This is a genomic window from Synechococcus sp. BA-120 BA3 (genome assembly GCF_034931285.1).
Lineage (GTDB): Bacteria > Cyanobacteriota > Cyanobacteriia > PCC-6307 > Cyanobiaceae > Cyanobium.
In genome coordinates, this window is sequence record NZ_JAYGHZ010000115.1 from 1 (window position 1) to 3122 (window position 3122).

The following is a 3122-nucleotide window of genomic DNA, read 5'->3' on the forward strand; positions in this document are numbered from 1 at the left end:
GCCGCGGGCCGCCTCGCCGCAGCTCGCCGGCCGCCTCGGCGCCGGCGTAGGCCTGGCCGACCCCCACCAGCGGCAGCACGTCGACCTCCAGACCGGGGGCCTGCCGCCTGAGGGCCTCGATCAGCCGCAGGGCGATCAGATCCTCCCCATGGCCGTTGCTCAGAACCAGCAGACGGGGGGAGGACATGCCATGGCTGATACGATCCGCTGCAGGGAGTTTGCTCCCCGGCAGGCGGCATGGCCAAGTGGTAAGGCAGAGGATTGCAAATCCTTTATCCCCAGTTCGAATCTGGGTGCCGCCTCTGCAACAACCGGGGGTCTCCTGGCCGCTCCCCAGTGCGTGGGGGGCCGGCACGGTGACCGCCCATGGGTGGCAGACTGCACCGGACATGCCGAAGAGGACTGCGGTGGCAGCCAATTCCCCGGAAGAGCCGGATCCGTTCGTGGCTCTGCTCAGCGAGGAATGTCTGGAGATGATTGAAAAGATCCAGGCCTATCGCGAAAGAATTCAGCTTCCCTCCACCCCTAGGGCCATCCTGGAGGACGCCATCATCGAGTATTACACCGCGCTCAAAAGAGTCGGCAACTGGTGAATCGTTCCCGCTGATTGAGCCGCCGTCCCCGGCCCCCAATGCTGGTTTCAAGCCGTCTGATCGTCAGGGCGGCGATGCGGCCGGCGCGGCCCCTCACCAAGGATCAGATCCGCCCGCTTCCTGTGCAGACTCATGGAGGATTCCGTCAGCACGACCCACTGGGCCAGGGTGGAGCAGTGCTCGCTGAAGGGCGGGAGATCCAGACGCAGGGGACGCCAGGCGCCCGCATCGATCTCCTGATTCAGTCCTGACTGGGGCAGATCATCATTGGTGACGATCAGCCAGCGGTACTTGCTCTTGAAGTGGTCGAGATATTCCCGCACCAGCGTGTTGGGAAGGTGCTGCAGCACATCCTTGACAAGGATCAGATCGGCAGGGGGGAGGCTGGCCAGGTCGTCGAACAGCTGGAAGTGAACCGTCTCGCTGGCATGGCGTTCGCGGTTGGCCGCCACCACCGAATCGACGATGTCGACCCCGGTGTAGGTGATGTCCCCCCAGTGGATCAGGCGGGAGAACTGCCAGTCGCCGCACCCGAAATCAACGACGCTGCCGATGTCGTTGAGGCGCAGGAAGCGCTGCAGGGTGGCGATGTATTCGCCGTTGAACTCCGGCCGGGATCCCTGTCCCGAGCCTCCCCCCCAGGTGTCACGTTGATAGATGCGGGTGAAGGCGTCCTTGGTCGACATGCCGTCCGGCGGGTCGTCGGCACCCTAGCGGCGACGTTCGATCGACCCGCCGTTGCCTCTCAGGGGAGAACGCCCATGAGCAGCGAGATGATGGCGAAACCCACAACGCCCACCAGGGCCAGCAGGGACGTGGATGGGGGCATGGCCATCTCCCGGACGGATCAATCATAAAGAGAATCTGAAGAGCGGCGTTCCTGTCTGTGGCCTTCGTTGCCGATCGTCATCTCCGTCGTCCCTCTCCCTCCCGCTCCCGGCCCGTTCAGGGGGCGGCCTCCACCCGCCACTGCCGCCCTTCCGGGCCGGTGGCCTCGCAGCGAAAGGAGCGATCGTCGAGCAGGCACTGTCCGCTGGCCAGCTCGGCCCTGGTCAGCCCGAGCGCCGCCTCCCCGTCACCGAATCCCGCCTGCCCCACGGCGCTGACCCGCAGCCGCACCGGCCAGCGCGGCTCACAGCGGCTCCGGTGGCAGGCCATGGCGGCGGAGCCTTCCGCCAGCACCCCGGCGAAGACGAGCTGGCGATCGAGGAAGGCGTTGTCGCCACCGGGCTGCAGGAACCGGACACTGAGCAGGCCCTCGATCTGCTGGTCCAGCCGCAGCAGGCGGCAGCTGGCCGGGGGTGGCACCGGCCCCGTCGTGCCGGAGGGGGTGATGACGCTGCAGCGGCGCAGGGGCCTTTCCCAGCGACCGAAATCGTCGCCGGACAGTTCCCTGGCCCCCAGGGGTGCCCAGGGGAGGCCCGCGGCCAGCAGCAGGCTCAAGGCGGCCAGGGCCGCCGGGCCGGGCCGGAGCTTCAATAGCCCGAATCGGCGACGCAGATGCCCTGGCAGCTGATCCCGTTGCTGGCGGTCCGGCCGCAGTGCTGACAGAGCACAGGATCGGCGCCACGGCCAGGGGTCGCGGCGGTGGGCGAGACGGCGTGCGGGGCGGTGGGCCTGGCCGGGGAGGGCGCCGGCCCGAGGGCCGCGGGGTTGGTCATCGCGGGTCCCCGGGGGGAGGTTCGGGTCGATCATGGCAACGGACCGGGAGCTGCGTGATCGCCATGGCCGACATCCTGCCCCCGCCGCCGCCGCCGGTCGTCCCCGGGGTCGGGGTCGGCACCTGGGCCTGGGGCAACCAGTTCCTCTGGCGGTACGACCCCGCCCAGGACGAGACCCTGGCCGCCTGCTTCCGCCGCGCGGTGGAGCTGGGGCTGACGTTCTTCGATACGGCTGATTCCTATGGCACCGGCCGTTACGGGGGACGCAGCGAGTCGCTCCTGGGCGACTTCGTCGAGGCCCTGCCACCGGACCGGCGCCAGCGGCTGACCGTGGCCACCAAGCTGGCCCCGTTCCCCTGGCGCCTGGGTCGCCGGGGCTTCGAGGCGGCGTTCGAGGCCTCCCGCCAACGGCTGAGGGGCCACCTGGACAGGGTGCAGCTGCACTGGAGCACGGCCCGCTACGCCCCCTGGCAGGAGGGGGCGCTGCTGGAGGGACTGGCGGATCTGGTGGCCGAGGGCCGGGTGGGCAGTCTTGGGGTCTCCAACCTGGGCCCACGCCGCCTGCGCCGGGTGCACGAACAGCTGGCCCGGCGCGGCCTGCGTCTCGCCAGCCTGCAGGTGCAGCTCTCCCTGCTGGCCCCTGAGGCGCTCGCAGACCAGGGGGTGGCTCCGGTCTGCCGGGAGCTGGGCATTGAGCTGCTCGCCTACAGCCCCCTGGCCCTGGGGCTGCTGGCCCAGTCCCCGGGGGAGGCCCGGGCGGGCCTGCCTCCGGGACCGCGGGGCCTGCTGTTCCGGCGCCTGCGGCCCCGCATCCAGCCGCTGCTGCAGACCATGGAGCGGATCGCCCGCGCCCACGACGCCCCGATGG

Annotated in this window: 5 protein-coding genes, 1 tRNA gene and 1 pseudogene; 3 read left to right on the forward strand and 4 right to left on the reverse strand. The window is 69.9% G+C overall.

Features of this window, described 5'->3' with window-relative positions; translation table 11 throughout:
- A pseudogene (locus VB737_RS06100) lies at nt 1-187 on the reverse strand (lipid-A-disaccharide synthase-related protein); the annotation flags it as partial.
- Between the two features lie 44 nt (nt 188-231).
- Between VB737_RS06100 and VB737_RS06105 the strand changes: the two are divergent.
- Both VB737_RS06105 and VB737_RS06110 read left to right on the forward strand, forming a co-directional pair.
- Nucleotides 232-302 (forward strand) — tRNA-Cys (locus VB737_RS06105).
- A 105-nt stretch (nt 303-407) separates the two neighbouring features.
- Nucleotides 408-593, forward strand: a complete 186-nt coding sequence (locus VB737_RS06110) for a hypothetical protein (protein ID WP_146134626.1) — start codon at nt 408-410, stop codon at nt 591-593.
- 47 nt (nt 594-640) lie between these two features.
- On the opposite strand, the gene VB737_RS06115 is transcribed toward VB737_RS06110, so the two are convergent.
- The 3 genes from VB737_RS06115 to VB737_RS06125 all read right to left on the reverse strand — a co-directional run bounded on the left by VB737_RS06115 (nt 641) and on the right by VB737_RS06125 (nt 2254).
- Nucleotides 641-1279, reverse strand: coding sequence for a class I SAM-dependent methyltransferase (locus tag VB737_RS06115; RefSeq protein ID WP_500311995.1), 639 nt, complete (start codon nt 1277-1279; stop codon nt 641-643).
- Nucleotides 1280-1538: 259 nt separating this feature from the next.
- Nucleotides 1539-2072 (reverse strand): hypothetical protein, encoded by a 534-nt coding sequence (locus tag VB737_RS06120; RefSeq protein ID WP_500311997.1) that lies wholly within the window; start codon nt 2070-2072, stop codon nt 1539-1541.
- On the reverse strand, nt 2069-2254 hold the full coding sequence (locus VB737_RS06125) for a DUF8639 family protein (RefSeq protein ID WP_500311999.1): 186 nt from the start codon (nt 2252-2254) through the stop codon (nt 2069-2071). Before VB737_RS06125 ends, VB737_RS06120 begins: the two co-directional genes overlap by 4 nt.
- A 63-nt stretch (nt 2255-2317) precedes the next feature.
- Here VB737_RS06125 and VB737_RS06130 point away from each other — a divergent pair.
- The coding region (locus tag VB737_RS06130) for an aldo/keto reductase (RefSeq protein ID WP_500312001.1) at nt 2318-3122 on the forward strand (805 nt) is incomplete at its 3' end.

Coding starts and splice junctions, on each gene's coding strand:
- VB737_RS06115 (WP_500311995.1), bottom strand. CDS start 1,279: ATGTCGACCAAGGACGCCTTCACCCGCATCTATCAACGTGACACCTGG.
- VB737_RS06125 (WP_500311999.1), bottom strand. CDS start 2,254: ATGACCAACCCCGCGGCCCTCGGGCCGGCGCCCTCCCCGGCCAGGCCC.